This is a genomic window from Mesorhizobium sp. M5C.F.Ca.IN.020.32.2.1 (assembly GCF_004023105.1).
Classification (GTDB): Bacteria; Pseudomonadota; Alphaproteobacteria; order Rhizobiales; family Rhizobiaceae; genus Mesorhizobium; species Mesorhizobium wenxiniae.
In genome coordinates this window covers 1-1,803 of sequence record NZ_RZSX01001096.1, presented here as the reverse complement: position 1 = coordinate 1,803, position 1,803 = coordinate 1, and the positions used below count along the sequence as shown (strand labels likewise).

The following is a 1,803-nucleotide window of genomic DNA, read 5'->3' as shown; positions in this document are numbered from 1 at the left end:
TGCAGCGAGCGCCGGATCATGAGTGACCAGCACCAGCGTCATGCCGCGCTCGGCCGCCTTGGCGAACAGAAGATCGGCGACCTGCCGCCCCGTTGTCTGGTCGAGATTGCCGGTCGGCTCGTCGGCGATCAGAATGCGCGGCGAAGGCGCCAGCGCCCGGGCGATCGCCACACGCTGCTGTTCGCCACCGGACAATTCGCCGGGATAATGAGTGACGCGGTCGCTCAAGCCCACCGCCTCCAGCTCCCGCGCCGCCACCCCGAACGGATCGCTATGGCCGGCCAATTCCAGCGGTACTGCGACATTTTCGAGCGCCGTCATATTCGGGATGAGGTGGAAGGACTGGAACACGATGCCAATATTTCGTCCCCGAAACGATGCGATCTGATCTTCACTCTTGCCGTTCAGCAATTCGCCCGCAATTCGTACCGTCCCCGAATCGACCCTTTCTAAGCCGGCAAGGACCATCAGCAGCGTCGACTTTCCCGAGCCAGAAGGACCGACGATGCCGGTCGCCTCTCCGGCAGCCACATCGAGGCTGACACCTTTCAGCACATGGACGGAAGACGCTCCTTCGCCGAGCGTCAGCGATACGTTTTTCAGCGCGATGACGGCTTCTGTCAAAATAAAATCGTCCTATATGGGAAGGGGAAGGCTGGAATTCTGCCTGCCGCAACAAAATGTCCTTCGTCATATGGGGCCTGCCGCATGGCTTTCAAACACACACTTGCCGCAGCCTTGATCCTTTTCCTTGGAATTTGCGGCGCCCTTTCGTCGGCGCGCGCCGAGCCCCTGAAGATCGTCGGTTTCGGCGACAGCCTGATGGCGGGCTTTGGCCTCGGACCCGACGAAGGCTTCACCCAGAAACTTGAGGCAGCACTTCGCGCGAAGGGCCACGATGTAACCGTAACCAATGCCGGTGTCTCTGGCGATACGTCGAGTGGCGGCCTGTCGCGGCTCGACTGGTCGGTGCCGGACGGCACGCAGCTGGTCATCCTCGAACTCGGTGCCAACGACATGCTGCGCGGCGTTTCTCCCGCCATCACGCAAAAGAATCTGGACGCCATGCTGGCGAAGCTGAGGCAGCGCAAGATCGCCGTGCTGCTGGCCGGCATGCGCGCCGCACCCAATCTCGGCGCCGACTACCAGAGCAGCTTTGACGCGATCTTTCCGAAACTGGCGGAAAAATTCGGCGTCCCGCTCTATCCGTTCTTCCTCGAGGGCGTCGCCGGCGACGCCACTTTTCAGCTCGAGGACGGCCTGCACCCGAATGCCAAGGGCATCGACCGCATGGTCGAGCACATACTGCCGGAGGTCGAAAAAGCCATTGCCGTAGTTAAGGGCAACTCTTGAAGGACTGAATTTCGATGAGGGTCCGAATTCCCCTGCGATTTAGGCCAGGTGCGATCAACAATCCGCTTGCCCCGCTTGATTTTCGATGATTCGCTAGGACAAGAGTTCGATTCGAGGACAGGAGGCTTACCATGCCGCGTCTTTTCACCGCCCTCGAAATACCGCGTGACGCCGCCCTTTCGCTGTCCCTGCTCCGGGGCGGCCTGCCCGGGGCCCGCTGGATCGACGTCGAGAACTACCATTTGACGCTGCGCTTCATCGGCGATGTCCAGGGCCATGTCGCCGACGAGATCGCCAACGCGCTCGACCGAGTCCACCGCCCATCCTTCCCGCTGACGCTGTCCGGCGTCGGCGCCTTCGGCCAGAAGAAACCGCATGCGGTATGGGCCGGCGTTTCCGCCTCGCCCGATCTTTCGGCACTGCAAGCCGAAATCGAGCGCATCTGCCAGC

Annotated in this window: 3 protein-coding genes; 2 read left to right on the top strand and 1 reads right to left on the bottom strand. The window is 61.7% G+C overall.

Annotated features, from left to right (window positions below):
- Positions 1 to 624, bottom strand: a 624-nt coding sequence (locus EOA86_RS33220; RefSeq protein ID WP_164892262.1) for an ABC transporter ATP-binding protein, incomplete at its 3' end; no start/stop codon positions are given.
- 84 nt (positions 625 to 708) lie between these two features.
- On the opposite strand from EOA86_RS33220, the gene EOA86_RS33215 reads away from it, so the two are divergent.
- Complete coding sequence (locus EOA86_RS33215; protein ID WP_127211581.1) at positions 709 to 1,353, top strand: arylesterase; 645 nt, start codon at positions 709 to 711, stop codon at positions 1,351 to 1,353.
- Positions 1,354 to 1,484: 131 nt separating this feature from the next.
- Positions 1,485 to 1,803, top strand: a 319-nt coding sequence (gene thpR / locus EOA86_RS33210; RefSeq protein ID WP_128345420.1) for an RNA 2',3'-cyclic phosphodiesterase, incomplete at its 3' end; no start/stop codon positions are given.

Excerpts from the sequence above, each read along its gene's own strand:
- EOA86_RS33215 (WP_127211581.1), top strand. The coding sequence starts at position 709 with ATGGCTTTCAAACACACACTTGCCGCAGCCTTGATCCTTTTCCTTGGA.